This window comes from Streptomyces sp. NPDC046939 (genome assembly GCF_040644575.1).
Lineage (GTDB): Bacteria > Actinomycetota > Actinomycetes > Streptomycetales > Streptomycetaceae > Streptomyces.
In genome coordinates this window covers 89,126-115,913 of record NZ_JBEYWV010000020.1, presented here as the reverse complement: position 1 = coordinate 115,913, position 26,788 = coordinate 89,126, and the positions used below count along the sequence as shown (strand labels likewise).

Sequence of the window (26,788 nt, the reverse complement as noted above, 5' to 3'; positions counted from 1 at the left end):
GCCGCCGAGACCGCCGAAACGGTGACGTTCCGGGCTGTGCCACCACAACTCCTGTCAAGGATTCCCGCAGGCCGGTGATGTACGCCACAGCATTCTGCCGGGTTTGCCCGCCCTGCGCCGACACCGAGCGTAACGGGCCCGTCGAATTGCCTCGCACAGAGATGACGATTCCGATTCCGAGGTACACGATGGACAAGGGTGTACCCCGACGGCGTACGCGACAGTGCACGATGCACAACCGACCGTGCGCGGCCGAACCCACCGAGAGTGGCATCACCGACAGTGAAGGAACAGCGTGGTTTCCGGATCCGATCGCAACCCGATCATCATTGGCGGTCTTCCCAGTCAGGTCCCGGACTTCGATCCGGAAGAAACCCAGGAGTGGCTCGACTCCCTCGACGCCGCGGTCGACCAGCGCGGCCGTGAGCGGGCCCGCTACCTGATGCTCCGGCTGATCGAGCGGGCCCGCGAGAAGCGCGTGGCCGTGCCCGAGATGCGCAGCACGGACTACATCAACACGATCGCCACCAAGGACGAGCCCTTCTTCCCCGGCAACGAGGAGATCGAGCGCAAGGTCCTCAACGCCACGCGGTGGAACGCCGCGGTGATGGTCTCCCGCGCGCAGCGCCCCGGCATCGGCGTCGGCGGCCACATCGCCACGTTCGCCTCGTCCGCGTCGCTGTACGACGTCGGCTTCAACCACTTCTTCCGCGGCAAGGACGACGGCCGCGGCGGCGACCAGATCTTCTTCCAGGGGCACGCCTCGCCCGGCATCTACGCCCGCGCCTACCTCCTGGACCGGCTCACCGAGGACCAGCTCGACGGTTTCCGCCAGGAGAAGTCGAAGGCGCCGCACGGGCTCTCCTCGTACCCGCACCCGCGCCTCATGCCGGACTTCTGGGAGTTCCCGACCGTCTCGATGGGCCTCGGCCCGCTCGGCGCGATCTTCCAGGCCCGGATGAACCGCTACATGGAGGCCCGCGGTATCGCCGACACCTCCGATTCGCACGTGTGGGCCTTCCTCGGCGACGGTGAGATGGACGAGCCCGAGTCGCTCGGCCAGCTCTCCATCGCCGCCCGCGAGGGCCTGGACAACCTCACCTTCGTCGTCAACTGCAACCTGCAGCGGCTCGACGGACCGGTGCGCGGCAACGGCAAGATCATCCAGGAGCTGGAGTCGCAGTTCCGCGGCGCCGGATGGAACGTCATCAAGCTGGTGTGGGACCGCAGTTGGGACCCGCTGCTCGCCCAGGACCGCGACGGCGTCCTCGTCAACAAGCTGAACACCACGCCCGACGGCCAGTTCCAGACCTACGCCACCGAGTCCGGCGCCTACATCCGCCAGCACTTCTTCGGCGACGACCACCGCCTGCGCGCCATGGTCGAGAACATGACCGACGACCAGATCCTGCACCTGGGCCGCGGCGGTCACGACCACAAAAAGATCTTCGCGGCGTTCACGGCGGCCAAGGAGCACAAGGGCCAGCCGACGGTCATCCTCGCGCAGACGGTCAAGGGGTGGACCCTCGGCCCGAACTTCGAGGGGCGCAACGCCACGCACCAGATGAAGAAGCTGACGGTCGACGACCTGAAGCGGTTCCGCGACCGGCTCCACATCCCCATCTCCGACGCCCAGCTGGAGAGCGGCGTGCCGCCGTACTACCACCCCGGCCGCGACAGCGAAGAGATCCAGTACATGCACGACCGCCGCAAGGCATGCGGCGGCTACGTGCCGACCCGCGTGGTGCGCGCCAAGCCGCTCGAACTGCCGGACGACAAGGCGTACGCCACGGTCAAGAAGGGGTCCGGGCAGCAGTCGATCGCCACCACCATGGCGTTCGTCCGGCTCCTGAAGGACCTCATGCGGGACAAGGAGATCGGCAAGCGCTTCGTGCTGATCGCGCCCGACGAGTACCGCACCTTCGGCATGGACTCCTTCTTCCCGAGCGCGAAGATCTACAACCCGCTCGGCCAGCAGTACGAGTCCGTCGACCGCGACCTCCTCCTCGCGTACAAGGAGTCGCCGACCGGCCAGATGCTCCACGACGGCATCTCCGAGGCGGGCTGCACGGCCTCCCTCATCGCGGCCGGTTCCGCTTACGCAACGCACGGCGAACCCCTCATCCCTGTCTACGTCTTCTACTCGATGTTCGGTTTCCAGCGGACCGGCGACCAGTTCTGGCAGATGGCCGATCAGTTGGCGCGCGGCTTCGTCCTCGGCGCGACCGCCGGCCGTACGACCCTGACCGGCGAGGGCCTCCAGCACGCCGACGGCCACTCCCAGCTCCTCGCCTCGACCAACCCCGCCTGCGTCGCCTACGACCCGGCGTACGGCTACGAGATCGCCCACATCGTCAAGGACGGCCTGCGCCGGATGTACGGCCCGACGGCCGACGGCAAGCCCGGCGAGGACGTCTTCTACTACCTCACCGTCTACAACGAGCCGATCCAGCACCCCGCGGAACCCGCCGACGTCGACGTCGAGGGCATCCTCAAGGGCATCCACCGCGTCAGCACGGGCACCTCCGGCGAGATCCCCGCGCAGATCATGGCCTCGGGTGTCGGAGTCCCCTGGGCCATCGAGGCCCAGCAGATCCTCGCCCGGGACTGGAACGTACGGGCCGACGTCTGGTCCGCCACCTCCTGGAACGAACTGCGCCGCGACGCCGTGGAGGTCGAGCGGCACAACCTGCTCCACCCCGAGGAGGAGCAGCGCACGCCGTACATCACCCACAAGCTCTCCGGCGCGCAGGGTCCGTTCATCGCCGTCTCCGACTGGATGCGGTCCGTGCCCGACCAGATCGCCCGCTGGGTCCCCGGCACCTACCAGTCCCTCGGCGCCGACGGCTTCGGCTTCGCCGACACCCGGGGCGCCGCCCGCCGCTACTTCCACATCGACGCCCAGTCGGTGGTCGTCGCGGTCCTCACGGAACTGGCCCGCGAGGGCAAACTGGACCGCTCCCTCCTGAAGCAGGCGATCGACCGCTACCAGCTTCTTGACGTGAGCGCGGCTCATCCGGGGGCGGCGGGGGGCGATGCGTAGCGCTCCGCTGGGTTAGCGGGGTGGGGGCGGCCGCGTGGTTCCGCTGTGCGGGGTCGCGCGGCCGTCGCCTGGGGTGGGGCGGGGCTCGGCTTCGGGTGGGTGCCGCCCGCAGGGAAGGTGGACGCGGGCTGTGGGGCCGCCTGGCTGGTGCCGAGCTGTGTGTTCCCTTGAGGCCGGGCCGGTCATTTTGGGCCGGGTTCACGCACCGCCCGGATGCCCTCCAAGCCCCGTTTTCCCCGTCAGGGGTTACAGCAGTCCGCCCGTGGCGGAGCCGGTCGCCGAGGCCAGCCATGCGACCGCGAGCAGCGTGTCGATGGCGCCGAGGACGACGGCGACCAGCGCCGGCACGGACTGCGTGCCGGTCCAGCGTCGCCCCATGGCCAGCCATCCGCAGACCAGGGCGACAGGACCGAGCAGGATGCCCATCACGAAGAACCCGGCGATCGCGCTGACGAGGCCGATGATCGCGAGCGACGCGCGGTCCGGCCCGCTCCGCGATCCTGCGCGGCCGCGTGAACGGGGGTGCTTGCGCGTGGTGTGACCGAAGGCCGCCATCATCACTCCTCGAGTTCGTCAGGACTCGGGCGATGAATCGGGTACCCCGTCTTCCACCGACTATCACCGGCACCCCCGTGCCGTCATCTCTCCCACACCTTGAACGCCCGCGCCCGGTACGGCGATTCGGGCTCCCACGTACCGCTGCCGGGGTACGTCTGGAACTCTCCGGTCTCTCCGCACTCCGCCGACTGGTACGTGGTGACGGGGCGGCCCGTGCGGTTGGCGAGGGACGCCGCGCTGCTCCCCTCCGGCAGCGCGACGCAGCTCTCGATGTCGATCTCGGACAGCTCGTAGGTGTGCCGGGGCCCCTTGAAGGCGGCCTTCCCCCAGAGGCAGAGCTGCCCCGCCCCGCAGTCCCCGAGCTTGATGGGTGACGCCGCTGCGGGGCCGGGTGGCAGCGCCATCGCCCCGAGCACCGCCGCGGCGATGCTGACGGTGACGGCGACCGGCATGGATGTCGGACTGTGTTTGGACGTGCGCATGTGCTTGAACCCCCGTGTCGTGTCGACCAGTTGCCTTCGCGACTGATCGCTCGACACACACCTTGGCCCGGAGGATCGGGTTCCGGGAAGGTCTTCCCGGCGACGTCACCCGGATAAGCGAAAGCCCCCGGAGAGTTCCCCGGGGGCTTCCCTCACACGAGCGGTTTCAGCGCCCTGTCGACGACTGAGGACGGTACTGCCCACCCCCATGAGCTGGGGGTTCGGGCACCGGGACCGCCGTCGGTCAGATGTGCGCGGCGCCCGCCGCCGCGTCCGCGTTGTCACCCCGTTTGGTCAACGTCGCGACGAGGATCGCCACGACCGCGACGCCGGAGGCGACCAGGCAGGCCAGGCTCATGCCGGAGATGAAGGTGTCGTGCGCGACGCCCGTGATCTTCTCCGCGATCGCGGCCGGCGTCCCGGGCGGCACCGGCGCGGCCCCGACCTGGACGGCCTCGGACGCCTGGTCCAACTGCGTCGGGGTCAACGGCGGGAGCTTGGCGTCCGTCCAGTTGCCCGCGAGGTCGTTGTCCACCTTCGATGCCATGACGGCACCGAGGACGGCGGTGCCGAGGCTGCCGCCGATCTGCATCGCGGCCTGCTGGAGTCCGCCGGCGACGCCGGACAGCTCCATCGGCGCGTTGCCCACGATGACCTCGGTGGCACCGACCATGACGGGCGCGAGGCCGAGGCCGAGCAGCCCGAACCAGACGGACATGATGCCGCTGCCGGTCCCCGCCTCCAGGGTGGACATGCCGTACATGGCGATGGCCGTGCAGGCCATACCGCCCGCGAGCGGGATGCGCGGACCGACCTTCGTGATCATCGCGCCGGCCAGCGGCGAGGCGACGATCATCATGCCGGTCAGCGGAAGCAGGTGCAGACCGCTGTCGATGGGGCTCATGCCGTGCACGTTCTGCAGGTAGAAGGTGACGAAGAACAGGCCGCCCATGAACGCGATCGCCATGAGCACCATCAGCACCACACCGGCCGACAGCGGCATCGAGCGGAACAGGCCGAGCGGGATGAGCGGCTCGGCGACCCGGGTCTCCCAGAACGCGAACACCGCGAAGCAGAGCACCGCCGCGGCGAGGAACGTCCACGTAAGGCCGTCGCCCCAGCCCCACTCGGGCGCCTTGATGAGGGCCCAGACGAGACAGAACATCGCGCCGGACAGGAGCACGATGCCGGGGATGTCGAAGGACCGGGGCGCGTTCTCGGCGCGGTGGTCGAGCAGGATGACGAGCCCGAGGATGAGCGCGAGGACGCCCACGGGGACGTTGATGAAGAAGACGGACTGCCAGCTGACGTGCTCGACGAGCACGCCGCCGAGTATCGGGCCGCCCGCGGTCGACGCGCCGATGACCATGCCCCAGATGCCGATGGCCATGTTCAGCTTCTCGGCGGGGAAGGTGGCGCGCAGCAGGCCGAGCGCGGCGGGCATGAGCAGCGCGCCGAACAGGCCCTGGAAGACGCGGAACGTGACGACGAACGCGATGCTGTCGGACAGGCCGATGGCCCCCGAGGCGGCGGCGAAGCCGACCACGCCGATGAGGAAGGTCTGCCGGTGTCCGAACCGGTCGCCGAGCTTGCCCGCGGTGATGAGCGTGACCGCGAGGGCGAGGAAGTAGCCGTTGGTGATCCACTGGACGTCGGCGAAGCTCGCGCCGAGGTCCTTCTGAATGGCCGGGTTGGCGATGGCGACGATGGTGCCGTCGAGGGCGACCATCATGACGCCGATCGCGACGGAGAACAGGGTCAGCCAGGGGTGGCCGCGCAGCCCCTTGGCCGGTGCCGGGACGGGGTCGGGTCCCGGAACCCGGTCCGCCTTGTCGACAGTGGTCTGACTAGTCATACGTTCGAGGCTAGTGACAGCAACTGACAGTTGACAAAGCATTTCACAAGTCGGTAACTGTCACGTCGCTCACACTACGCTGGGCTGCACAAACAGCCTGAAAGAGGACCATGACGACTCGGTTGAACCTGCGTGAACTCAAGAAGCAGCGCACGCGGAACGCCCTGCTGCGCGCCGCTCTGGAGCTGTTCACGTCCCAGGGCTTCGAGTCCACCACGGTCGACGAGATCGCCGAGGCGTGCGAGGTCTCGCAGCGCACTTTCTTCCGCTACTTCACGAGCAAGGAAGAGGTCGCCTTCGCCGTCCAGGAGATGGTCGAGTCCCGCTTCGTCGCGGCCTTGCGCGAACGGCCCGCGGACGAGAGCCCGTTCGAGGCGCTGCGCCACACGGTCTCCAGCACCTGGGAGGCGCTGAGCCGCTCGGTGGAGGAGGTCATCCCGGTCGAACTGCACATGCGGACCTATCAGATGATCGAGTCGACACCCGCCCTGCTGGCCACGCACCTGCGCCGCTCCGTCGAACTGGAGGAGGAGGCCGCACGCGTGATCGCCGAGCGGGAGGGGCTCGACGTGGACGCCGACCCCCGGCCGCGCGTGGCGGTGGCCGCGTTCAGTGGGGTGATGCGGATGACGGGGCGGCTGTGGGGTGCGGGTGACGACGCGAGCATCGACGCGATCCGCCAGCTCACCGAGTCCTACCTCGACCACCTGAAGCCGTCCCTGGGCGAGCGGTGGAGCCACGAAGGATCATGAGCGTCCCTCCGTCACGTCATCGCATCCACGCGCGCGTGCGCACGCCGAACGCTCACGAAACGTAAAGGCAAGCCCGTCACCGCGTTCGCTCTTGCCCAAAAAGGCCGAGTGAAACGTGATGTGCCTCACCCGTGGCACGAAGCGCTGTGCGCTTCTCCTAGGGTGTCCCGCAGTGACTTCCTTCGACTCCTCCCCCCAACTCAACGTGTGGCGCGCATCGCTCGCGCTGGCCGTCGTGTTCATCATGCTGGCGACGACCGGGTGGACCGCGGTGCGGCATCACCGGGGCGCCGCGTCGCCGCTCCAGGCCGCGCTCACCGCCTGGGAGCACGGCAGCCTCGACGGACACGCCCTGCCCGCGCCCGACGCCTCCCCCGACCGTCTCAGGCGGTTCTTCGCCTCGCTCACCGAGCACCAGCGCGGCCGGCTCGTCAGGCGCTACCCCCTCGCGGTCGGCAACATGAACGGCGCCCCCGTCGAGCTGCGCTACCGCGCCAACCGCCGCGCGCTCGACCAGGCCCGCGAGGTCGAGGCGAGACGCGTGCACGACGTCCGGCTCTCCGCCGTCGGCCATGCCGGCGCCGAGCAGCGCATGAAGCGCTTCGCGCTGCTGACCCATCCCGACCGCAAGATCCTCGCCTTCGACCCCATGGGCTCGGGCCGGGTCGCCGAGGTCTTCGGCGACCTCGACAAGGCGCAGCGCGTCTCCGTCGTGGTGCCGGGCGTCGACACGAACGTACTGAACTTCCAGCGCACGTTCCGCAAGTACTCGGCCCCCGTGGGCATGGGGCGCTCGCTGTACGCCGCCGAGCGCGCCGCGAGCCCGCGGACCCGTACCGCGGTGATCGCGTGGGCCGACTACACGGCGCCCGCGGGCCTCGGCGTGGACGCCGCCACGTCGATGCGGGCCGACGACGGCGCGGTCCGGCTCAACGCCATGCTGCGTGGCCTGCCCGGCCGCTCCCCCGTCGCCCTGTACTGCCACAGCTACGGCTCCGTGGTGTGCGGCGTCGCCGCGCGTCACCTGCCCGCGCGGGTCAGCGACATCGCGGTGGCGGGCAGCCCGGGGATGCGCAGCGGGAGCGTCTCCGGTCTGGGCACCCACGCGCGCGTGTGGGCCACGCGCGACAAGGACGACTGGATCCAGGACGTGCCGTACATGGAGGTGGGCGGCCTCGGGCACGGTGCCGACCCGGTCTCCGCTGGTTTCGGCGCGCGGGTCATCTCCTCGGCGGACGCCAAGGGCCACACCGGTTACTTCGCACCGGGCACCGACAGCCTCGACAACTTCGCCCTGATCGGGACTGGCGCGTACCGATCGGTGCGCTGTGCGGGTACGGACCCTCAGTGCCGGAAAGGATTTTCCGGTAGTACCTCTGCCTGACGCGCGTAGAAATCGGTGAAACAGTGGTCCGACGCAACAGGCGACGGAGGCGCGCATGCCGCATACGATGAGCCGCATGGGTGACGTACTGGCCGGATTTCATGCCGCCTGGGAGTTCGAGTCCGACTCCGTGCTCATCCGCTTCGAACGGGGGATCCGCACACCGAAGCTTCTGCAGGCGCTCGGTGAACGCCGCATCCCCCTGGAAGCGATCGCGGGGGTGACCTTGACTCGTGGCAAGCGCGGGACCGTGGTGCTGCAGGCGGAGCCGAGACCCGGCGTGGATCCGCTCATGGACGCCGCGGCGGGACAGCTCAAGGAGACGTGCGACCCTTACCGTCTGGTCCTGCCCGCCGAGCGGGAGACCCTCGCCGAGTACTACGTGGACGAACTGCGCGGCATGCTCGTCGCCGACAAGGACGTGCGGGCGGACGGTTACCTGGTGGCACCGCCCAAGGCCCCGCTCCAGTTCAAGGCGTACGACGGCAAGGCGTCTTTCGACGGAACCTCGGTGTCCTTCCGCTGGTTCTGGACGGGAGCCTCGTCCGCGAAGTGGAAGGCCGGGGACAAGACGTTCCCTGTCGCCGACCTGAGCGGCGTGGAGTGGCGCTCCCCCGAACTCTTCGAGGGCTATCTGCGTCTCGTGCACCGGGCGAGCGCCGAGGAACAGCCCGGGCAGGCCGATCAGGACCCCGCCGCCGTCGTCTTCGGTCTGGGCTACGGCCCCGTGCACGAGTCCCTGCCCTTCGCCGCCTCGGTCCTCGCCGCCGTACGGTCCACGAGCCCCGCCCCCTCGTCGCCCCCGAACCATCTGCGTGCCGACTCCGCGACGGCAGGCCGCCGTGATCCGGCGGACATCGCGGACCGCATCCGTCACCTCGGCGAACTGCATCAGGCGGGCCTGGTCACGGACGCGGAGTTCACGACGAAGAAGGCGGAGCTCCTCGCGGAGCTGTGACGACCGTGCCGTCGTCCCTGGGTGAGAACTCCGACGACTACTCGCGGCCCGCCGACGTGAAGCTCATGTCGGCGTAGCGGTCGCCCGAGACCCGGGAGGCGATCGGTTCGAGAAGCGCCAGGTCCTCGTCGGTCAGGGCGATCCGGGTCGCCGCGGCGTTCTCCTCGACACGGCCGCGCTTGCGGGTGCCGGGGATCGGGACGACGGGGAGCCCGAAGGTCTCCGACTGCCGCTGCACCCAGGCGAGAGCGATCTGGCCGAGGGAGGCGCCGTGGTGCTCGGCGACTTGGCGGACGGGTTCGAGGAGGGCCGCGTTGGCGGCGGCGTTGTCGCCGGTGAACCGGGGCTGCTGGCGGCGGAAGTCGCCCTCGGACAACTCCTTGTCGGCGCTGACGAAGGAACCGGTGAGGAAGCCGCGGCCGAGCGGCGAGTAGGCGACGAGCGCGACCCCCAGCTCGGCGGCGGCGGGAACCACCGACCGCTCGATGTCACGGCTGAACAGTGACCACTCGGACTGGACGGCCGCGATCGGGTGGACGGACTGGGCGGCGCGCAGCTCGTCGGCGGTGACCTCGCTGAGGCCGAGGTGCTTGACCTTGCCGGCGGCGACGAGTTCGGCCATCACCCCGACCGTCTCCTCGATGGGGACCGCGGGGTCCCGGCGGTGCATGTAGTACAGGTCGACCGAGTCGACGTCCAGGCGTCGGAGGCTGGCGTCGATGCAGCTCCTGATGTAGGCGGGGTCGTTCCGGATGGTGCGCTTGGAAGGGTCGTCGGGGTCGGTGCCGAGGGCGAACTTGGTGGCGAGGACGATCTCGTCACGGTGCGCCTTGACGAAGGGAGCGAGGAACCTCTCGTTCTCACCGGCGCCGTAGGCGTCAGCGGTGTCGTACAGGGTGACACCGAGTTCCAGGGACCGCTCCAGGGTGGCTCGTGCCTCGTCGGCGTCGGTCGGACCGTAGGCCCAGCTCATCCCCATGCAGCCGAGGCCCTGAACGCCCACCACGGGTCCGTTCTTTCCCAGCTCGACAGTGGCAAGGCGCAGGTCGTCCGTCCGCGGAGTCTGTTCGGTGTGGGCCATGTGGTTCGGCTCCCTTTCCGACGCCTACTGGGCGCCCGCATAGAAGTTGATCTTGTGGTCGAGTACCGCGAGGGTGTCCTGCAGCTCCGCCATCCGGTTCAGGACGTCGCGCCGGGTCGATTCGAGGAGTTCCCGGCGCTCCTCGAACGTCTCCTCGCCCAGGCGGACGAGTTCGGCGTAGCGGACCATGTGGGCGACCGGCATGCCGGTCAGCCGCAGCTTGCCGACGAAGGCCAGCCAGTCCAGGTCGCGGTTGCTGTAGCGGCGCTGGCCGGTGTGCGAGCGGTCGACATCGGGCATGAGGCCGATCCGCTCGTACCAGCGCAAGGTGTGCGCGGTCAGTCCGGTGAAGGCGACGACCTCGCTGATCGTGTACCGGTCCTGGCCGTCGGGGCGCGGGTGCGCGCTCGGCGCGGAGGCGCAGGCGTCGACCTTGGTCCGGTCGGTCGCGGTGCGGTCGGTCGCGGTCCGGCCGGGTGCGGTCCGGTTGGGTGCGGGCGTGGTCTCCATCACCGTCATGGTCACCACGCTAGGACCTTGGAGTGCGCTCCAAGCAAGCACCGTCGGGAATTTCCGGCGACAGCCCGGTGGTGTCCGCACTACGGTCCGGATCATGCCTCTCGTCCGTCGCGCCGTCCCCGAGGACGCCGAAGAGCTGGTCCGGCTGCGCAAGATCATGCTCGACTCGATGCACCCCAGCACCGATGTGAGCTGGCAGCCGGCCACGATCGCGGCCCTTCGCTCCCACCTCGCCGACCCGGCGGGCGAGTTGACCGCGTTCGTCGTCGACGCCCCGGCGCCGGGGTCCGGGCTCGCGGCCTGTGCCACCGGGGCCGTCCACCGTGGCCTGGGTTCCCCTGCCAACCCCTCCGGCAGCTCCGGGCACGTTTTCAACGTGTGCACCGACCCGGAGCACCGGCGCAGGGGCTACTCGCGGGCCTGTGTCGAAGCGCTGCTCGCCTGGTACCGGGAGCGCGGCGTGCGCCGGGTCGACCTGCACGCGACCGCGCAGGGCGAGCCGCTGTACGCCTCGCTCGGGTTCACCCGCACCCCCTCACCCGCGATGCGGCTGACGTTCTAGGCTCGTCCCCATGCAGAGCCTCGCCATGATCGAGAACTGGCCGGTCCCGACCGCCGCCGCAGCCGTCGTCCGCGCGGACGGCACGGTGCTCGGGGCGCACGGTCCCACGGCCCACCGCTTCCCGCTGGCCTCGGTCACCAAGCCGCTCGCCGCCTACGCGGTGCTCGTCGCGTACGAGGAGGGCGCGGTCGAACTGGACGAGCCGGCCGGGCCGGAGGGGTCGACGGTGCGGCACCTCCTGGCGCACACCAGCGGCCTCGCCTTCGACGAGCACCGGACGACGTCGGAGCCCGGAACGCGGCGGCTGTACTCGAACGCGGGCTTCGAGGTGCTCGGGGACCACATCGAGAAGGCGACGGACATCCCGTTCGCCGAGTATCTGCGGCAGGCCGTGCTCGAGCCGCTCGGGATGACCGCGACGACGCTGGACGGCTCGCCCGCCAAGGACGGGGTGTCCACGGTGGACGACCTGGTGCGGTTCGCCATGGAGCTCCAGGCGCCCCGGCTGCTCGATCCGCGCACCGTGGCCGAGGCGATGACGGTGCAGTACCCGGGCACGAAGGGGGTGCTTCCGGGGTACGGGCACCAGAACCCGAACGACTGGGGCCTCGGGTTTGAGATCCGTGACCACAAGGCGCCGCACTGGACGGGGAGCGCGTCGTCCCCGCGCACGTTCGGCCACTTCGGCCAGTCCGGCACGTTCCTGTGGGTCGACCCGGACGCGGGGGCGGCCTGCGTCGCCCTGACGGACCGGGCGTTCGGCCCCTGGGCCGCCGAGGTGTGGCCCCCCTTCACCGACGCGGTGCTCTCCGAGCTGTGACCCGCCCCGCCTGACGGGCCCGCCCCCTACCTCATCTCCCAGATCAACAAGTGCGCCCCCTTGAGCGCCAGTGCCTCCACCCCCGGTTCCTCCGTGATCCGGACGGCGTCCCCTTGTCGCAGGTCGGCGTCGCGGAGGCGTACCTCCCCGCGGAGTACGTGGACGTAGACGTGCGGGGCGGAGGGGAGTTCGGTGCGTTCGCCGTCGGCCAGGCGGCGGACGTGGAGGGTGGCGCCCGCCGCGGGGACGTCGTAGGGGGTGGAGTCGGCGATGCCGCGGACGACCTCGTAGGAGGGGTCGCCGCCCGGGAAGCGGGGCGCGAGCCACATCTGGAGGAAGACGAGGGGCTTCATGCCGTCGTTGCGCTCGACGTGGCGGACGCCGCCGCCGGAGCTCAGGTGCTGGACGTCGCCGGGGCAGACGACGGACTCGTGCCCGGTGGAGTCCCGGTGGGTGAGTTCGCCGGAGATGACCCAGGTGACGATCTCGGTGTGGCTGTGGGGGTGTTCGGCGAAGCCGGCGCCGGGGGCGAGGTGCTCCTCGTTGCAGGCGAGGATGGAGCCGAAGCGCAGGTTGTCCGGGTCGTAGTGCGGGCCGAAGGAGAACGCGTGGAAGGACTCGATCCCGGCGTCGGGTTCACCGCCCGGATAGCGGTCGGCGGAGCGGCGGACGTCAATCACAGGCTCCACGGTAGCTGTCGGTAGCCGCCGCCAGCCGCCGTTTCCGGTCGTCCCCGGGGCCGGGCGCGGACCCTCCACTCCGCCGGGCCGTCCCGGTAAGGCAGTCTTGTCCCCGTGCCCCAATCGGAATCAGCGCAGACTTCAGCGAACGAACCGGCGGACCGCCGCCCGAACCCCCGTGTGGACCCGCACCCGCACTCGGCGACCCTGAAGCGCCTGGAGAAGTCATCCGGGGCGCTCGCGGCGCAGGCGATCACGCGCATGGACGAGACGCTGTCCTGGTACCGGGCCATGCCACCGGAGAACCGGTCCTGGATCGGGCTCGTGGCGCAGGCGGGTATCGCGGCGTTCACCGAGTGGTTCCGGCACCCGGACACCCCGCAGGCCATCTCGACGGACGTCTTCGGCACGGCGCCCCGGGAGCTGACCCGGGCGATCACCCTGCGCCAGACCGTGGAGATGGTGCGGACGACGATCGAGGTCATGGAGTCGGCCATCGACGAGGTGGCCGCGCCGGGCGACGAGAGCGTGCTGCGGGAGGCGCTGCTCGTGTACGCGCGGGAGATCGCGTTCGCGACCGCCCAGGTGTACGCGCAGGCGGCGGAGGCGCGGGGCGCGTGGGACGCCCGCTTGGAGTCCCTCGTGGTGAACGCGGTGCTCTCCGGGGAGGCCGACGAGGGCGCGATCAGCCGGGCGGCGGCGCTGGGCTGGAACTCGCCGGAGCATGTGTGCGTGGTGCTCGGGACGGCGCCCGACGGGGACAGTGAGCTGACGGTCGAGGCCATTCGGCGGGCCTCGCGCCACGCCAAGCTGCAGGTGCTCACCGGGGTCCTCGGGGACCGGCTCGTGGTGATCGCGGGCGGCAGCGACAATCCGCTGGCGGTGGCGAAGTCGCTGATCGGGCCGTTCGCGGCGGGGGCCGTGGTCGCGGGCCCCGTGGTGCCGGACCTGCTCGCGGCGACGCGTTCCGCCCAGGCGGCGGCGGCCGGGCTCAAGGCGTGCGGCGCCTGGCAGGACGCCCCGCGTCCGGTTCTGGCGGACGATCTGCTTCCGGAGCGCGCGATCGCGGGCGACCCCTCCGCGCGGGAGCAGTTGGTGGAGGAGATCTACAGACCGCTGGAGGAAGCCGGCTCGGCTCTCCTGGAGACGCTGAGCGTCTATCTGGAGCAGGCGAGCAGTCTGGAGGGTGCGGCCAGAATGCTCTTCGTGCACCCGAACACCGTCCGCTACCGGCTCCGACGTGTGACGGACGTCACCGGGTGGTCGCCGTCGGACGTCCGATCGGCGTTCACGCTGCGCATCGCGCTCATCCTGGGGCGCCTGGCCGACGCGGATCCCCAGTCCTAGCCTTTTGTCGGGGGTCTACAATTCCCCTTCGGGTTCTTCGTCCCTGTCCCCACGGGCGGCTTGCACCGCCTTCAAGAGAGAGTGTGAGAGTGCTCGTACTCGTCGCTCCCGGCCAAGGCGCTCAGACGCCCGGCTTCCTGACTCCCTGGCTCGACCTCCCCGGCGCGTCGGACCGCGTCGCCGCGTGGTCCGACGCCATCGGACTCGACCTTGCCCACTACGGCACGCAGGCCGACGCGGACGCGATCCGTGACACGGCCGTCGCCCAGCCGCTCCTTGTCGCGGCGGGGCTGCTGTCCGCGTCCGCGCTCGGCGACGTCACGCCCGGCGCGGTGGCGGGACACAGTGTCGGTGAGATCACCGCGGCCGCGTTCGCGGGCGTGCTCGACGACGTGGCCGCGCTGCGACTCGTGCGCCGTCGTGGCCTGGCCATGGCCGAGGCCGCGGCGATCACGGAGACCGGCATGTCGGCGCTGCTCGGCGGCGACCCCGAGACCACCGTGGCGCACCTGGAGAAGCTGGGCCTGACCCCGGCGAACGTGAACGGCGCGGGCCAGATCGTGGCCGCCGGCACGCTCGAGGAGCTGGCCGCGCTGGCGGACGACAAGCCCGAGGGCGTGCGCCGCGTGGTGCCGCTGAAGGTGGCGGGCGCGTTCCACACCCGGCACATGGCCCCCGCGGTGGCGAAGCTGGAGGAGGCCGCCCGGGAGCTGACCCCGGCCGACCCCACGGTCGCGTACGTCTCGAACAAGGACGGCAAGACGGTCGCGACCGGGGACGAGGTGCTCTCGCGCCTGGTCGGCCAGGTCGCGAACCCGGTCCGCTGGGACCTGTGCATGGAGACGTTCCAGGAGCTCGGCGTGAGCGCGCTGATCGAGGTCTGCCCCGGTGGCACCCTCACCGGCCTCGCCAAGCGGGCCCTGCCCGGCGTCAAGACCCTCGCCCTGAAGACCCCCGACGACCTCGACGCAGCCCGCGCCCTGATCGCCGAAGCCGCTGAAGCCACGGCCTGACAAGGAGATCCGAGCAGCATGTCGAAGATCAAGCCCAGTAAGGGTGCCCCGTACGCGCGCATCCTCGGTGTCGGTGGCTACCGTCCGACGCGGGTCGTGCCGAACGAGGTGATCCTCGAGAAGATCGACTCGTCCGACGAGTGGATCCGTTCGCGCTCCGGCATCTCCACGCGCCACTGGGCGAACGACGAAGAGACCGTCGCGATGATGTCCATCGAGGCGTCGGGCAAGGCCATCGCCGACGCGGGCATCCAGCCCGAGCAGATCGGCGCCGTCGTCGTGTCGACCGTCTCGCACTTCGCGCAGACGCCGGCCATCGCGACGGAGATCGCGGACAAGCTGGGCACGCAGAAGGCCGCGGCGTTCGACATCTCCGCCGGCTGCGCCGGGTTCGGGTACGGACTGACGCTGGCCAAGGGCATGATCATCGAGGGCAGCGCGGAGTATGTGCTGGTCATCGGCGTGGAGCGGCTCTCGGACCTGACCGACCTCGAGGACCGGGCGACGGCCTTCCTGTTCGGTGACGGCGCCGGAGCGGTGATCGTCGGTCCCTCCAAGGAGCCCGCGATCGGCCCCACCGTGTGGGGTTCCGAGGGCGACAAGGCCGGGACGATCAAGCAGACCGTGCAGTGGGACCAGTTCAGGATCGGTGACGTGTCTCAGTTGCCGCTGGACTCCGCGGGCAACGTCAAGTTCCCCGCGATCACGCAGGAGGGCCAGGCGGTGTTCCGCTGGGCCGTGTTCGAGATGGCGAAGGTCGCCCAGCAGGCGCTGGACGCGGCCGGAATCAGCTCGAACGACCTGGATGTCTTCATTCCGCACCAGGCCAACGAGCGGATCATCGACTCGATGGTGAAGACTCTGAAACTGCCGGAGCACGTCACGGTCGCCCGCGACGTACGCACCACCGGCAACACGTCGGCCGCCTCGATCCCGCTCGCGATGGAGCGGCTCCTGGCGACCGGCGAGGCGAAGAGCGGCGACACCGCGCTCGTCATCGGCTTCGGGGCGGGTCTCGTGTACGCCGCGACGGTCGTTACCCTCCCCTAGGCATCCCCGTCCGGGCCACCTGGTCCGGACGGTCGTCAACCTGCCGCTGACGCGGTGGGCGCCACACCCTCTGGATACACACCGAAGGAGCGCCACAATGGCCGCCACTCAGGAAGAGATCGTCGCCGGTCTCGCCGAGATCGTGAACGAGATCGCCGGGATCCCCGTTGAGGACGTCCAGGAGGACAAGTCCTTCACCGATGACCTGGACGTCGACTCGCTGTCGATGGTCGAGGTCGTCGTCGCCGCCGAAGAGCGCTTCGACGTCAAGATCCCGGACGACGACGTCAAGAACCTCAAGACCGTCGGCGACGCCACGAAGTACATCCTCGACCACCAGAGCTGAGCCACCGGCGCAGCCTGAAGGTCAGTCGCTCCGCCACCCGGCGGTGGCGCCGCTGAATCCCTCGTATCCGTTGGAGAAAGAATTCCTGTGAGCTCGACCAATCGCACCGTGGTCGTCACCGGTATCGGCGCAACCTCACCGCTGGGTGGCGACGCGACAAGCACCTGGGAGGGCCTGGTCGCCGGACGTTCCGGTGTCAAGCCCCTGGAGCAGGAGTGGGCCGCCGAGCAGGCGGTCCGTATCGCGGCGACGGCAGCCGTGGACCCGAGCGAGGTCATTCCTCGCCCGCAGGCCCGCAAGCTGGACCGGTCCGCGCAGTTCGCCCTGATCGCCGCCAAGGAAGCCTGGGCCGACGCCGGTTTCACCGGCAAGGCCGGCGAGGACGACTCCATCGAGCCCGAGCGGCTCGGCGCTGTCATCGCCTCCGGCATCGGCGGCGTCACCACGCTGCTCGACCAGTACGACGTGCTGAAGGAGAAGGGCGTCCGCCGCGTCTCCCCGCACACCGTGCCGATGCTGATGCCCAACGGCCCGTCCGCCAACGTGGGCCTGGCGGTGAACGCCCAGGCGGGCGTGCACACCCCGGTCTCCGCCTGCGCGTCCGGCGCCGAGGCCATCGGCTACGGCATCGAGATGATCCGCACCGGCCGCGCCGACGTCGTCGTCTGCGGTGGCACCGAGGCGGCCATCCACCCGCTGCCCATCGCCGCGTTCGGCAACATGATGGCGATGTCCAAGAACAACGACGACCCGCAGGGTGCCTCGCGCCCCTACGACACCGCGCGGGACGGCTTCGTCCTCGGTGAGGGCGCGGGCGTGATCGTCCTGGAGTCGGCCGAGCACGCCGCCGCGCGCGGTGCCCGCGTCTACGCGGAGGCCGTCGGCCAGGGCATCTCCGCCGACGGCCACGACATCGTCCAGCCGGAGCCGGAGGGCCGCGGCATCGCGCAGGCCCTGCGGAACCTGCTGGCCAACACCGACCTCGACCCGGCCGAGATCGTGCACGTGAACGCGCACGCGACCTCGACGCCCGCCGGTGACGTGGCCGAGCTGAAGGCGCTGCGCAAGGTCTTCGGTGACGACGCCGACCACATCGCCGTCTCCGCGACGAAGTCGATGACCGGGCACCTGCTCGGTGGCGCCGGCGGCGTCGAGACCGTGGCGTCCGTCCTCGCCCTGTACCACCGGATCGCTCCGCCGACGATCAACGTGGAGAACCTGGACCCCGAGGCCGAGGCCACCGCGGACATCGTCCGCGGCGAGGCGCGCAAGCTGCCCGTCGAGGGCCGCATCGCCGCGCTGAACGACTCGTTCGGCTTCGGTGGGCACAACGTGGTGCTGGCGTTCCGCACGGTCTGAGTACGTTCGCGCAGTGGGCCCGCCCGGGTAGTCCCGGGCGGGCCCTCGCGCGTACGGCCCGGAAAGGCTCAGACCACCTGGTGGAGCCAGCGGACCGGGGCGCCCTCGCCGGCATAGCGGAACGGCTCCAGTTCGTCGTCCCAGGGCTTGCCGAGAAGCTTGGCGACCTCGGTCTCCAGGTTCGTCTCGCCGCCGAGCGAGCGGGTCAGCGCGGCGCGCAGCCGGTCCTCGGGGATCAGGATGTCGCCGTGGATGCCGGTGACGGCGTGGAAGATGCCCAGTTCGGGCGTGGCGCTGTAGCGCTCGCCCTCGGCGTTCGCACAGGGTTCCGCCGTCACCTCGAAGCGCAGGAGCTGCCAGCCGCGCAGCGCGGAGGCCAGCTTCGCGGCCGTGCCCGCCTCGCCGCGCCAGGAGAACTCGGATCTCCAGGTGCCAGGCGCCGCGGGCTGCCTGATCCAGTCGAGGCTGACGCGCACGCCTAGTACGCCCGCGACCGCCCATTCGACGTGCGGGCACAGCGCGCGCGGCGCGGAGTGCACGTACAGAACTCCACGTGTCGTCACCGGACCTCCAGTGTGGGTCGAGGGTCGCCTTCTCCAGCGGCCTCGCGCCCGTGCCGAGCCTTCTTCCCTTTGCGCCCGGACCAACGAGCCCAGACAAAAAGGGACACATCTGACGTGTTGTAATTTAGCGGAACCGGTACAGCGGGGTCTCACTGGGTCGACCGGGGGCCCCGGGGCGAGGCTATCGCGCGGTGCCGCAAGGAGTGTGTCGTACTGTCGGTCCGGGGGCGTACAAACGCCGACCTTTCACCCGGCGGGGCGCAACCCCGGCCCCGCGTACGGTCGGCGAGGGCCCGGCTGAGGGCGACGCGGCGCGTGCCGCGCGGGCGGGCCGGTGACGTAGTGGACGACGGAGGGGATCAAGGGATGCGCAAGCGAAACCACCGATCGAACACCGCCACCCGGCCTGTCCCCGCCCCACGGACCACCATCGCCCCACGCACCATCGCCCCACGCACCACCGCCCCACGCACCACCGCCGTCCGAACCGTCGCCACCCGGGCCCTCGCCGCCGTATCCGTCGCCGTACTCGGTGTCGGTGTGCTCACCGGGTGTGACGCCTCCGGTGGCAACTCCCCCGCTCCGGGCGGGTCCTCGGCCGCGAAGCCGAAGCCGTCGCCGACGCCCGTGTGGGACACGAGCCCGCGGTCCCTCGTCGCGGTGGGGGACTCGATCACGCGTGGGTTCGACGCGTGCTCGGTGCTGTCCGACTGCCCGGAGGTGTCGTGGGCGACGGGCAGCGACGCGAAGGTGAGGAGCCTGGCGGTACGGCTGCTCGGCAAGAGCCGCGCCAGCACGCACAGTTGGAACTACGCGAAGACCGGGGCGCGGATGGCCGACCTGCCCGCGCAGATGGAGCAGGCCGGCGCGGAGCGGCCCGACCTCGTCACGGTCATGGTCGGGGCCAACGACGCGTGCCGCCCGACCGTCGGCGCCATGACGCCGGTGGCCGGGTTCCGGGCCGACTTCGAGGAATCGTTGCGGCAGTTGCGGCGCACGGCCCCCAAGGCGCAGGTGTACGTGATGAGCGTGCCGGATCTGAAGCGGCTGTGGTCGCAGGGGCGGACCAATCCGCTGGGCAAGCAGGTGTGGAAGCTGGGCATCTGCGGGTCGATGCTGGCCGATCCGGACGCCATGGACGCCACGGCGACCGCGCGCCGCGACGAGGTGCAGCGGCGCGTGGAGGCGTACAACAAGGTCCTGAAGGACGTGTGCGCGAAGGACCGGCGGTGCCGCTCCGACGACGGGGCGGTCTTCGGGTACCGGTTCGACGGGGACCAGTTGAGCCAGTGGGACTGGTTCCACCCCAGCAAGGACGGGCAGGCGCGGCTCGCGGCGCTCGCGTATCGCGGGGTGACCACCGCCGAATGAGGCGGGCCGGCAGGGCGTAGGGTCTCGATCATGCGCAGCGAACTCTTCGACGCCCTGCCCGACGGCACCGACGTCCACCGCTGGATCCTGGAACGGGACGGGGTGCGGGTACGCGTCCTGACGTACGGCGGGATCCTGCAGTCGGTCGAGGCGCCCGACCGTGAGGGGGCCGTGACGTCCGTCGCCCTCGGCTTCGACGATCTGGCCGGTTATCTGGCCCATCCGGAGCCGTACTTGGGCGCCCTCGTCGGCCGGTACGCGAACCGGATCGCGGGCGGCCGCTTCGAGCTGGACGGGCGGCCCCACCAGCTCGCGCGGAACGACGGCCCGAACTCGCTGCACGGCGGTGAGCGCGGCTTCGACAAGCGGGTGTGGGACGCGGAGCCGGCCGGCGAGCACGCGTTGCGCCTCACGCTCGTCTCGCCGGACGGTGAGGAGGGCTTCCCCGGCCGCCTCGCGGTCACGGCGACGTACGCGCTGGAGGAGGGCGGGGTGCTGCGCCTGTCGTACGAGGCGGTGACCGACGCGCCGACCGTCGTGAACCTCACCAACCACACCTACTGGAACCTGGGCGGGGCGTCGTCCGGGAGCGCGGTCGGCGGCCATGAGCTGCGGATCGCCGCCGGGAAGGTGACCGCCGTGGACGCCCATCTGATCCCCGCCGGGGCGCCGCAGGACGTCGACGGCACGCGGTTCGACTTCCGGGAGAGCCGGAAGGTCGGCGCCGGGTACGACCACAACTACGTACTCGACAAGGGCGTCACCACGGCGGCCGAGGAGATCGCGGAGCTGCACGACCCCGCGTCCGGCCGTGTGCTCACGATCGCGACGACCGAGCCGGGCATCCAGCTCTACACCTCGGACGGATTCGACGAGACGCTGCCGTTCGCGCCCGGTGACGGCATCGCCCTGGAGACGCAGCACTTCCCGGACTCGCCGAACCGGCCCGACTTCCCGTCCACCGTGCTGCGGCCGGGCGAGGTGTACCGGTCGCAGACGGTGTACGGGTTCGGGGTACGGGCCTGACCCGCACCCCGGAGGGACGGCCTTACGCCACCATCGTCTCGCTGACCCGGCCGTCCGTGAGCGAGCGGCCTGCGGTCAGCTCGTACCGGCCCGCCTGGTACACCCACGCGTCCGCCGCCTCGTCCCAGGTCTCGAAGGTGCGGCGCGGGAGTTCGATCACGGCCTCGACGGTCTCGCCGGGGGCCGCCGTGACGCTCGCGAACCCGGCCAGCCAGCGCGCGGGGCGGTCCGGGTCGGGCTCGCTCGGGGCGAGGTAGAGCTGGACGACCTCGCGGCCGGGCCGGGGGCCGCTGTTGCGGACCCGGACCGTCGCCGTGGTACCGGTGACGTCGAGCGACTCGTACGTCCAGTCGGTGTAGCCGAGTCCGTGGCCGAACGGGTACGAGGGCGCGGCCCCGGCCTTGTCCCAGGCGCGGTAGCCGATGAACACGCCCTCGGAGTAGTCGAGCCGGCCGTCGGTCGGCTTCACCTCGGTGACCGGGGCGTCGGCGAACGCGCCCCATGTCGTCGGCAGTCGGCCGCCCGGCTCCTCCGCGCCGAGGAGGACGTCGGCGAGGGCGTCGCCGCCCTCCTGGCCGGGGAACCAGGACAGCAGGACCGCCGCCACGTCCTCGCGCCACGGCAGCTCCACCGGGGAGCCGGAGTTGACGACCACGACGGTGTTCGGGTTGGCGGCGGCGACGGCGCGCACGAGGTCGTCCTGGCGGCCGGGCAGGCGCAGGTCGGCGCGGTCGAAGCCCTCGGACTCGACGCGTTCGGTGGTGGCGACCACGACGACGGCGACCTCGGCGTCGCGCGCGGCCTCGACCGCCTCCGCGATGAGGGTGTCCGCGTCGCGGCGCGGTTCGAGGTGGGTGAGGCTGAAGATCACGGCGGGCAGCGGCATGGCGAGGGACTTGTCCAGCGGGTGGAGCAGGGAGACCTCGACCGGCTGCCCCTCGGTGAGCGTGACCTTGCCCCGCTCCAGAGGGGCGCCGAAGAACGCCTCGAAGGGGTCGGACTCGTCGCCCATGGCCTGCACGCCGTCGTAGAGCACGGTGCCGTCGACGGTGAGGGTGAACGCGCCGAGGCCGCGCGTGCCGAAGGCGTGGTCGCCGCTGACGCGCGGGGTGAACGTGCCCTTGATCTCGACGCTGTGCAGCGCCTCGTGGGTGACTCCGGCGGGCAGGTCGTCGCCCATCCACTGGAGGTGGCCGCTGGGCAGCGAGCCCTCGCCGATGACCGTGCCATCGGCGTCACGGCAGACGGCACGCAGCTCGAACCCCTTGCCCGCGGCGTCGAGTTCGTCGCTGGGGTCGGCCCCGACCGCGTACGTGAGCGAGTCCGTCACGGCGCGCAGGCCGTCGAGCGGGGAGACGATGCGGTCGGGGAAGACGGTGGCGGAGCCGCCGCCGAGGACGCGGGCGTCGCGCGCGGCGGCGCCGATGAGCGCGATCCTGGCGTCCCGGCGCAGCGGCAGGACGTCGTCCGTGTTCCGTACGAGGACGAAGGCGCGGCGGGCGACCTCGCGGGCCAGGGCGACGCCGTCGATCTCCCCCGGCACCTCGGTGACGGCCGGTTCGGCGCCGTCGAGGGCGCCCACGCGCGCGGCGAGCCGCAGGACGCGCCGCACGGCGTCGTCGACCTCCGCCTCCTGAACCTCCCCGGCGCGTACGGCGGCGGCGAGCGCGGGCCCGTACACGGTCTGCGGGCCGGGCATGGCGACGTCGAGGCCGCCCTTGAGGGCGCCGGTGGTGGAGCGGGCGGCCATCCAGTCGGAGACGTTGAACCCGTCGAAGCCCCATTCGCCGCGCAGGACCTCGTTCACGAGGTGGCGGTGTTCGGTCATCGTCGTGCCGTTGACCGTGTTGTAGGCGGTCATGATGCCCCACGGGTGGGCGTTGGCGACGATCTCCTCGAAGGGCGCCAGGTACAGCTCGCGCAGGGCGCGCGCGGAGACCCGGTTGTCCACGGTGAAGCGGTCGGTCTCGGCGTCGTTGGCGACGAAGTGCTTGACGGTGGTGCCGACGCCGCCGGACTGGACGCCTTGGACGTAGCCGGTGCCGATGGCGCCCGTGAGCAGCGGGTCCTCGCTGTACGCCTCGAAGTGACGCCCGCCGAGCGGGGAGCGGTGCAGGTTCACGGTCGGCGCGAGCAGCACGTGCACGCCTTTGCGGCGGGCCTCCTGGGCGAGCAGCGCGCCTGCCCGGCGGGCGAGCGCGGGGTCCCAGGTGGCGGCGAGGGCGGTCGGGGAGGGCAGGGCGATCGAGGGGTCGTCGGCGGTCCAGCGCACGCCGCGCACGCCGATCGGGCCGTCGGACATCACCAGCGGGGCGAGGCCGATCTCGGGGAGCGCGGGCAGCGACCACATGTCCTTCCCGGCGAGCAGCCGCGCCTTGGCGTCGAGGTCGAGCTTGCCGAGCGCGGCCTCGACCACCGCCTCGCGGGCCTCGGCCCCCTTGTCGTCACCGGTGAAACCGTCTGCCTGGGTGGCCATGCCGGCCCTCCTCATCGAGTTCGCGGTCCTCGTGTACGTGGCTGTGCCTGAGCGCGTTCCATCCTGCACCCGCACACCTGTGGAGCGGTAGGTTTCGTTATCTTGCCGTTATCAACCCTGCCCAGGTGCGCCATGGCCATGTCGTACGGTGACCGCATGGGCAGCACCAGAACCCCCCGCAGCGAGGAGCGGCGGGCCGAGATCCTGCGGGCCGCGCTCGAAGTGATCGCCGAGCGCGGGTACCGGGGCGCGAGCCTCGCGGCCGTCGCGGAGCGCGTCGGGCTCACCCAGCAGGGGCTGCTGCACCACTTCCCGACGAAGGAGGCGCTGCTCGTCGCGGTCCTCGCGGACCGGGACCGGTGGGACGCCGTGCCGAACAGCCGGTGGCGCCTGGACCTGCTCGGTTCACTGGTCGAGTACAACGCGATGCGGCCCGGCATCGTGCAGACCTTCTCGGCGCTGCTCGGCGAGTCCGTCACCGAGGGCCATCCGGCGCGCAGGTTCTTCACCCGGCGCTACGGCGACGTCCGCGCGTCGATGGCGGAGGTGCTGCGCGCCGAGTACGGGGAGCGGCTGCCGAGCGGGCTGACGCCGGAGCGGGCGGCGCCGCTGCTCGTCGCCGTGATGGACGGGCTGCAGTACCAGTGGCTGCTCGACCCGGGGGCGGTGGACATGGCGGGGGCGTTCCGCGACTTCCTGACCCTGCTGGGCGAACCCGAACCCGAACCCGCCCCTGGCCCTCAGAACTGAGCCTGCGCCCCGGGATACTGCTGCCACCGCACCGCCAGCGCCTTGCTCACCCCGCACACCCCCGCGAGGACGGCCGCCCAGACGTATGCGCCGGACAGCGCCAGGGCCGCGACCCCCGCGCCGAACCAGACCGTCTCGAAGGCGACGCGTACCGCCCCGCGGGTGCTGTAGCGGGCCTTGGGCGAGCCGAACAGGGCCCACGCCGTGATCATCACGGCGAGGCCGAGCAGCCCGTAGAGCCAGGCGAGCGGCGCGGCCACGTCGCGGGTGAAGCCGTAGGCGCCGACCGCGCCCAGGGCGACCAGCTCGATGGCGAAGAGGACGCCGGCGTTCGCGGTCCTCATGCGCTCGTTCCTTGCGGGGTCTCGTCCGCCTGGTCGCCCTCGCGCTCCGCGTCCGGGGCGGCCGGTTCCAGGTCACGCACCATCAAGGTGGCCCCGGCGACGGCCCCCGGCATCAGGAACACCGCCACCACCGGCACGAGGAACGCCACCGCGAGCGGCGCCCCGAACCCCCACGCGAGGCCCTTCCTGGAGCGCAGCAGGGCGAGGCGCTCGCGGAGTTCGACGCCCCGGCGTTGCAGCGCGACCGCCGTCAGCTCCTCCGTGAGGAAGAAGCCGGTGACGAAGAAACCGAGGACAGGGATGACCGTCTGGCCGACGAAGGGCAGGAAGCCGAGCGCGAAGAGCAGGATGCCCCACAGGGCGGCGCGGACGAGGATGCGCAGGCTGTCGCGGGCGGAGATCCACAGTTCGCGCCAGAGCGGCAGGCCGGACTCCGGGGCGTGGCCGCCCTCGGCGATGTCGACCTGCTCGGAGAGGGACTCGTAGAACGGCTGGCCGATCAGGAGCGTGACCGCGGTGAAGGTCAGGACGGCGAGGAGCAGCGCCAGGGCGAACAGGACGGCCGTGAGGAAACCGCGGAAGAGGCCGCCCCAGGGCGAGGACCAGTCGTCGGCGAACGGTGTCGACCAGTCGACGAGGTCGGCGCCCCAGACGGCGAGGCAGACCAGGGCCGCCGCGTACAGGACGAGGGTGATGAGGCCGGGCAGCAGGCTCCAGCCGTACTTCTTGCCGTGCTGGGCAACCCAGCGCTGCCCCTTCATCAGATAGCCGAAGCCCGCCCCGAGATCACGCATGGCGCAAACCTTACGGGACGGGCCCCCACCACGAAGAAGGTCAGACCGAGAGCGTGACCGTGATGTTGCCGCGGGTCGCCTTGGAGTACGGGCAGACCTGGTGGGCCTTCTCGACCAGGGCCTTGGCGGTGGCGGTGTCCGTGTTGGGGATGGCCGCCGAGATGTCGACGATCAGGCCGAAGCCCTCGTCGTTCTTGCCGATGCCGACCTTCGCGGTGACGGTCGAGCCGGTGATGTCGATGCCCTCCTGGCGGGCGACGACGGCGAGGGCGCCCTGGAAGCAGGCGCTGTACCCGGCCGCGAAGAGCTGCTCCGGGTTGGTGCCGGCGCCGGAACCGCCCTGCTCCTTGGGCGGGTTGACGACGACGTCGAGCTTGCCGTCGTCCGTCGAGACGCGGCCGTCGCGGCCGTTCTCGGCGGTGGCTACGGCGGTGTAGACGACGTCGGACTGCGTGATGGCCATGGCTCGTACTCCCTCATTCGTTTCCGGCAAGCGAGATCTAAGATCCGCAGGACGGAAACAGGTTATCGGATGCCGAAAATCCCCGGGCGCCCGCGGCGCGCGTCAGAGCTTCACGACCATCTTTCCGGTGTTGTCGCCGCGCAGCACACCGAGGAACGCCTCCAGGTTGTTCTCGATGCCCTCGACGACCGTCTCGCGGTACTTCAGCTCGCCCGAGCGGACCCACGCGCCGACCTCCTGCACGAACTGCGGCTGGAGGTCGTAGTGGTCGCCGACGAGGAAGCCCTCGATGCGGCCGCGGGTCTGGATGAGGCGGGAGAGGTTGCGCGGGCCGGGGGCCGGCTCGGTGTTGTTGTAGACGGAGATCGCGCCACAGATGGCGATGCGGCCGTCGCGGTTGAGACGGGCGATGGCGGCCTCCAGGTGGTCGCCGCCGACGTTGTCGAAGTACGTGTCGATGCCGTCCGGGGCCGCCTCCTTCAGCAGCTCGTGGACGTTGCCCGACTTGTAGTTGAACGCGGCGTCGAAGCCGTACTCGTCGAGGAGCAGCTTGACCTTCTCATCCGACCCGGCCGAGCCGATGACGCGCGAAGCGCCCTTGAGCTTGGCGATCTGGCCGACCTGGCTGCCGACCGCGCCCGCCGCGCCGGAGACGAAGATGCTGTCGCCCTCCTTGAAGGAGAGGGTGCGCAGCAGGCCCGCGTACGCCGTCAGACCGGTCATGCCGAGCACGCCGAGGTACGTCGACAGGGGCGCGGCGTCCGGGTCGACCTTCACGGCCTGCTTGGCGTCGAAGGTCGCGTACTCGCGCCAGCCGAAGAAGTGCAGGACGTGGTCGCCGACCGCGATGCCCTCGTCGTTGGAGGCGATGACCTCGCCGACGGCGCCGGCCTGCATCGGCTTGCCCAGCTCGTAGGGGGCCACGTACGACTTCGCGGCGCTCATGCGGCCGCGCATGTACGGGTCGACGGAGACGTAGAGGTTCTTGACCAGGACCTGGCCGGGGCCGGGCTCGGAGACCGGGGCCTCACGCAGCTCGAAGTCGCTCGGCTCGGGCCAGCCGACGGGGCGGCTGAGCAGGACCCATTCGCGGCCGGTTGCGGGGATCTGGGGGGTGTCGGCGGACATGCGGCAATCCTTACGTGGCTAGCGGTTCGCGTACATCGGAACAGGTACTTCAGTACATGAAACA

General features: G+C 70.9%; 26 protein-coding genes. 14 read left to right on the top strand and 12 right to left on the bottom strand.

What is annotated here, in order from left to right:
• The first annotated feature begins 295 nt into the window (after positions 1 to 295).
• The gene (gene aceE / locus ABZ877_RS22500; RefSeq protein WP_361073972.1) at positions 296 to 3,043 is read left to right on the top strand and encodes a pyruvate dehydrogenase (acetyl-transferring), homodimeric type; all 2,748 of its coding nucleotides are present in this window, start codon (positions 296 to 298) and stop codon (positions 3,041 to 3,043) included.
• Positions 3,044 to 3,289: 246 nt separating this feature from the next.
• Here aceE and ABZ877_RS22495 read toward each other — a convergent pair whose 3' ends face one another.
• The 3 genes from ABZ877_RS22495 to ABZ877_RS22485 all read right to left on the bottom strand — a co-directional run bounded on the left by ABZ877_RS22495 (position 3,290) and on the right by ABZ877_RS22485 (position 5,938).
• A complete protein-coding gene (locus ABZ877_RS22495) occupies positions 3,290 to 3,601 on the bottom strand; it encodes a small hydrophobic protein (protein WP_361073970.1) in 312 nt (103 codons plus the stop codon).
• An 80-nt stretch (positions 3,602 to 3,681) separates the two neighbouring features.
• Entirely contained in the window at positions 3,682 to 4,053 is a 372-nt protein-coding gene (locus ABZ877_RS22490; protein WP_361073968.1) for a peptidase inhibitor family I36 protein, read from the bottom strand.
• A gap of 274 nt (positions 4,054 to 4,327) precedes the next feature.
• On the bottom strand, positions 4,328 to 5,938 hold the full coding sequence (locus ABZ877_RS22485) for an MFS transporter (protein WP_361073966.1): 1,611 nt from the start codon (positions 5,936 to 5,938) through the stop codon (positions 4,328 to 4,330).
• 110 nt (positions 5,939 to 6,048) lie between these two features.
• On the opposite strand from ABZ877_RS22485, the gene ABZ877_RS22480 reads away from it, so the two are divergent.
• The 3 genes from ABZ877_RS22480 (at position 6,049) to ABZ877_RS22470 (ending at position 9,032) form a co-directional block, all read left to right on the top strand.
• Positions 6,049 to 6,690 (top strand): TetR family transcriptional regulator, encoded by a 642-nt coding sequence (locus ABZ877_RS22480; protein WP_361073964.1) that lies wholly within the window; start codon positions 6,049 to 6,051, stop codon positions 6,688 to 6,690.
• Positions 6,691 to 6,862: 172 nt separating this feature from the next.
• Positions 6,863 to 8,074 (top strand): alpha/beta hydrolase, encoded by a 1,212-nt coding sequence (locus tag ABZ877_RS22475; RefSeq protein ID WP_361073962.1) that lies wholly within the window; start codon positions 6,863 to 6,865, stop codon positions 8,072 to 8,074.
• 76 nt (positions 8,075 to 8,150) lie between these two features.
• On the top strand, positions 8,151 to 9,032 hold the full coding sequence (locus ABZ877_RS22470) for a DUF4429 domain-containing protein (protein ID WP_361073960.1): 882 nt from the start codon (positions 8,151 to 8,153) through the stop codon (positions 9,030 to 9,032).
• A gap of 37 nt (positions 9,033 to 9,069) precedes the next feature.
• Here ABZ877_RS22470 and ABZ877_RS22465 read toward each other — a convergent pair whose 3' ends face one another.
• Both ABZ877_RS22465 and ABZ877_RS22460 read right to left on the bottom strand, forming a co-directional pair.
• Positions 9,070 to 10,113, bottom strand: coding sequence for an aldo/keto reductase (locus ABZ877_RS22465; RefSeq protein ID WP_361073958.1), 1,044 nt, complete (start codon positions 10,111 to 10,113; stop codon positions 9,070 to 9,072).
• A gap of 24 nt (positions 10,114 to 10,137) precedes the next feature.
• Entirely contained in the window at positions 10,138 to 10,632 is a 495-nt protein-coding gene (locus ABZ877_RS22460; RefSeq protein WP_361073955.1) for a MerR family transcriptional regulator, read from the bottom strand.
• 94 nt (positions 10,633 to 10,726) lie between these two features.
• Between ABZ877_RS22460 and ABZ877_RS22455 the strand changes: the two genes are divergently transcribed.
• On the top strand, positions 10,727 to 11,194 hold the full coding sequence (locus ABZ877_RS22455; protein WP_361073953.1) for a GNAT family N-acetyltransferase: 468 nt from the start codon (positions 10,727 to 10,729) through the stop codon (positions 11,192 to 11,194).
• Between the two features lie 10 nt (positions 11,195 to 11,204).
• Complete coding sequence (locus ABZ877_RS22450; protein ID WP_361073951.1) at positions 11,205 to 12,014, top strand: serine hydrolase domain-containing protein; 810 nt, start codon at positions 11,205 to 11,207, stop codon at positions 12,012 to 12,014.
• 26 nt (positions 12,015 to 12,040) lie between these two features.
• On the opposite strand, the gene ABZ877_RS22445 is transcribed toward ABZ877_RS22450, so the two are convergent.
• Positions 12,041 to 12,694 (bottom strand): pirin family protein, encoded by a 654-nt coding sequence (locus ABZ877_RS22445; protein ID WP_361073949.1) that lies wholly within the window; start codon positions 12,692 to 12,694, stop codon positions 12,041 to 12,043.
• A 180-nt stretch (positions 12,695 to 12,874) separates the two neighbouring features.
• Here ABZ877_RS22445 and fasR point away from each other — a divergent pair, with 180 nt between their 5' ends.
• The 5 genes from fasR to ABZ877_RS22420 all read left to right on the top strand — a co-directional run bounded on the left by fasR (position 12,875) and on the right by ABZ877_RS22420 (position 17,809).
• Positions 12,875 to 14,041: a fatty acid biosynthesis transcriptional regulator FasR gene (gene fasR / locus ABZ877_RS22440; protein ID WP_361073947.1), complete on the top strand. Its 1,167-nt coding sequence runs from the start codon at positions 12,875 to 12,877 to the stop codon at positions 14,039 to 14,041.
• A gap of 89 nt (positions 14,042 to 14,130) precedes the next feature.
• Positions 14,131 to 15,054: an ACP S-malonyltransferase gene (locus tag ABZ877_RS22435; RefSeq protein ID WP_361073945.1), complete on the top strand. Its 924-nt coding sequence runs from the start codon at positions 14,131 to 14,133 to the stop codon at positions 15,052 to 15,054.
• 18 nt (positions 15,055 to 15,072) lie between these two features.
• Positions 15,073 to 16,104, top strand: a complete 1,032-nt coding sequence (locus tag ABZ877_RS22430) for a ketoacyl-ACP synthase III (RefSeq protein WP_361073944.1) — start codon at positions 15,073 to 15,075, stop codon at positions 16,102 to 16,104.
• A gap of 97 nt (positions 16,105 to 16,201) precedes the next feature.
• On the top strand, positions 16,202 to 16,450 hold the full coding sequence (locus ABZ877_RS22425; protein ID WP_361073942.1) for an acyl carrier protein: 249 nt from the start codon (positions 16,202 to 16,204) through the stop codon (positions 16,448 to 16,450).
• An 87-nt stretch (positions 16,451 to 16,537) separates the two neighbouring features.
• A complete protein-coding gene (locus tag ABZ877_RS22420) occupies positions 16,538 to 17,809 on the top strand; it encodes a beta-ketoacyl-[acyl-carrier-protein] synthase family protein (RefSeq protein ID WP_361073940.1) in 1,272 nt (423 codons plus the stop codon).
• 68 nt (positions 17,810 to 17,877) lie between these two features.
• Here the strand turns inward: ABZ877_RS22420 and ABZ877_RS22415 are convergent, their stop codons facing one another.
• Positions 17,878 to 18,372: a DUF3145 domain-containing protein gene (locus ABZ877_RS22415; protein ID WP_361073939.1), complete on the bottom strand. Its 495-nt coding sequence runs from the start codon at positions 18,370 to 18,372 to the stop codon at positions 17,878 to 17,880.
• A gap of 366 nt (positions 18,373 to 18,738) precedes the next feature.
• On the opposite strand from ABZ877_RS22415, the gene ABZ877_RS22410 reads away from it, so the two are divergent.
• Both ABZ877_RS22410 and ABZ877_RS22405 read left to right on the top strand, forming a co-directional pair.
• Complete coding sequence (locus tag ABZ877_RS22410) at positions 18,739 to 19,743, top strand: SGNH/GDSL hydrolase family protein (RefSeq protein WP_361073936.1); 1,005 nt, start codon at positions 18,739 to 18,741, stop codon at positions 19,741 to 19,743.
• 30 nt (positions 19,744 to 19,773) lie between these two features.
• Positions 19,774 to 20,769 carry an aldose epimerase family protein gene (locus tag ABZ877_RS22405; RefSeq protein ID WP_361073934.1) on the top strand — a complete coding sequence of 332 codons (996 nt, stop codon included), beginning with the start codon at positions 19,774 to 19,776 and terminating at the stop codon, positions 20,767 to 20,769.
• A gap of 22 nt (positions 20,770 to 20,791) precedes the next feature.
• Here ABZ877_RS22405 and ABZ877_RS22400 read toward each other — a convergent pair whose 3' ends face one another.
• Entirely contained in the window at positions 20,792 to 23,245 is a 2,454-nt protein-coding gene (locus tag ABZ877_RS22400; RefSeq protein ID WP_361073932.1) for a glycoside hydrolase family 3 C-terminal domain-containing protein, read from the bottom strand.
• A gap of 138 nt (positions 23,246 to 23,383) precedes the next feature.
• Here ABZ877_RS22400 and ABZ877_RS22395 point away from each other — a divergent pair, with 138 nt between their 5' ends.
• Complete coding sequence (locus tag ABZ877_RS22395) at positions 23,384 to 23,995, top strand: TetR/AcrR family transcriptional regulator (RefSeq protein WP_361073930.1); 612 nt, start codon at positions 23,384 to 23,386, stop codon at positions 23,993 to 23,995.
• Here the strand turns inward: ABZ877_RS22395 and ABZ877_RS22390 are convergent.
• The 4 genes from ABZ877_RS22390 to ABZ877_RS22375 all read right to left on the bottom strand — a co-directional run bounded on the left by ABZ877_RS22390 (position 23,986) and on the right by ABZ877_RS22375 (position 26,724).
• Positions 23,986 to 24,339: a YrdB family protein gene (locus ABZ877_RS22390; protein WP_361073929.1), complete on the bottom strand. Its 354-nt coding sequence runs from the start codon at positions 24,337 to 24,339 to the stop codon at positions 23,986 to 23,988. The two genes, ABZ877_RS22395 and ABZ877_RS22390, sit on opposite strands and share 10 nt — an antisense overlap.
• Positions 24,336 to 25,133: an EI24 domain-containing protein gene (locus ABZ877_RS22385; RefSeq protein WP_361073927.1), complete on the bottom strand. Its 798-nt coding sequence runs from the start codon at positions 25,131 to 25,133 to the stop codon at positions 24,336 to 24,338. Before ABZ877_RS22385 ends, ABZ877_RS22390 begins: the two co-directional genes overlap by 4 nt.
• Before the next feature lie 40 nt (positions 25,134 to 25,173).
• Complete coding sequence (locus tag ABZ877_RS22380; RefSeq protein WP_361073925.1) at positions 25,174 to 25,596, bottom strand: organic hydroperoxide resistance protein; 423 nt, start codon at positions 25,594 to 25,596, stop codon at positions 25,174 to 25,176.
• Between the two features lie 102 nt (positions 25,597 to 25,698).
• The gene (locus ABZ877_RS22375; protein ID WP_361073923.1) at positions 25,699 to 26,724 is read right to left on the bottom strand and encodes an NADP-dependent oxidoreductase; all 1,026 of its coding nucleotides are present in this window, start codon (positions 26,722 to 26,724) and stop codon (positions 25,699 to 25,701) included.
• Positions 26,725 to 26,788 lie beyond the last annotated feature (64 nt).

Coding starts and splice junctions, on each gene's coding strand:
- ABZ877_RS22495 (WP_361073970.1), bottom strand. CDS start 3,601: ATGATGGCGGCCTTCGGTCACACCACGCGCAAGCACCCCCGTTCACGC.
- ABZ877_RS22490 (WP_361073968.1), bottom strand. CDS start 4,053: ATGCCGGTCGCCGTCACCGTCAGCATCGCCGCGGCGGTGCTCGGGGCG.
- ABZ877_RS22485 (WP_361073966.1), bottom strand. CDS start 5,938: ATGACTAGTCAGACCACTGTCGACAAGGCGGACCGGGTTCCGGGACCC.
- ABZ877_RS22480 (WP_361073964.1), top strand. CDS start 6,049: ATGACGACTCGGTTGAACCTGCGTGAACTCAAGAAGCAGCGCACGCGG.
- ABZ877_RS22470 (WP_361073960.1), top strand. CDS start 8,151: ATGGGTGACGTACTGGCCGGATTTCATGCCGCCTGGGAGTTCGAGTCC.
- ABZ877_RS22465 (WP_361073958.1), bottom strand. CDS start 10,113: ATGGCCCACACCGAACAGACTCCGCGGACGGACGACCTGCGCCTTGCC.
- ABZ877_RS22460 (WP_361073955.1), bottom strand. CDS start 10,632: ATGACGGTGATGGAGACCACGCCCGCACCCAACCGGACCGCACCCGGC.
- ABZ877_RS22455 (WP_361073953.1), top strand. CDS start 10,727: ATGCCTCTCGTCCGTCGCGCCGTCCCCGAGGACGCCGAAGAGCTGGTC.
- ABZ877_RS22450 (WP_361073951.1), top strand. CDS start 11,205: ATGCAGAGCCTCGCCATGATCGAGAACTGGCCGGTCCCGACCGCCGCC.
- ABZ877_RS22430 (WP_361073944.1), top strand. CDS start 15,073: ATGTCGAAGATCAAGCCCAGTAAGGGTGCCCCGTACGCGCGCATCCTC.
- ABZ877_RS22425 (WP_361073942.1), top strand. CDS start 16,202: ATGGCCGCCACTCAGGAAGAGATCGTCGCCGGTCTCGCCGAGATCGTG.
- ABZ877_RS22410 (WP_361073936.1), top strand. CDS start 18,739: ATGCGCAAGCGAAACCACCGATCGAACACCGCCACCCGGCCTGTCCCC.
- ABZ877_RS22405 (WP_361073934.1), top strand. CDS start 19,774: ATGCGCAGCGAACTCTTCGACGCCCTGCCCGACGGCACCGACGTCCAC.
- ABZ877_RS22400 (WP_361073932.1), bottom strand. CDS start 23,245: ATGGCCACCCAGGCAGACGGTTTCACCGGTGACGACAAGGGGGCCGAG.
- ABZ877_RS22395 (WP_361073930.1), top strand. CDS start 23,384: ATGTCGTACGGTGACCGCATGGGCAGCACCAGAACCCCCCGCAGCGAG.
- ABZ877_RS22390 (WP_361073929.1), bottom strand. CDS start 24,339: ATGAGGACCGCGAACGCCGGCGTCCTCTTCGCCATCGAGCTGGTCGCC.
- ABZ877_RS22385 (WP_361073927.1), bottom strand. CDS start 25,133: ATGCGTGATCTCGGGGCGGGCTTCGGCTATCTGATGAAGGGGCAGCGC.
- ABZ877_RS22380 (WP_361073925.1), bottom strand. CDS start 25,596: ATGGCCATCACGCAGTCCGACGTCGTCTACACCGCCGTAGCCACCGCC.
- ABZ877_RS22375 (WP_361073923.1), bottom strand. CDS start 26,724: ATGTCCGCCGACACCCCCCAGATCCCCGCAACCGGCCGCGAATGGGTC.